Origin of the sequence: Microvirga pakistanensis, assembly GCF_004458765.1 — a bacterium.
Taxonomy (GTDB): domain Bacteria; phylum Pseudomonadota; class Alphaproteobacteria; order Rhizobiales; family Beijerinckiaceae; genus Microvirga; species Microvirga pakistanensis.
Genome location: NZ_SPJX01000343.1, coordinates 1 through 223, shown reverse-complemented (window position 1 = coordinate 223; position 223 = coordinate 1). Strand labels below are relative to the sequence as shown.

The window sequence follows — 223 nt, the reverse complement described above, 5'->3', positions numbered from 1 at the left end:
CCCCGGCGCAGGGCTGCCAGGGTCTTGCGTTCCACGGGAGCGAGCGGCGGAACCACCGGTTTCTTCGGCTGGGGCGGCAGCGGGGGCAGGGGCGCGGCGGGCGCCGGGGGACCCTGCGGGGCAGGGGTGGTCGCGGTCTTCTCGTCCGGCTCGGGCTCCGGCGGCAGCGCCTTGCCCTTCATGGGCGTCACGTGGCGAGCCACGTGCGACCACAGCCGCCGCT

At 77.1% G+C, this 223-nt stretch carries 1 pseudogene; it reads right to left on the bottom strand.

Going from position 1 to position 223, the window contains the following annotated elements:
- A pseudogene (locus tag E4K09_RS29240) lies at positions 1-203 on the bottom strand (Smr/MutS family protein); the annotation flags it as partial.
- Between the last annotated feature and the right edge of the window lie 20 nt (positions 204-223).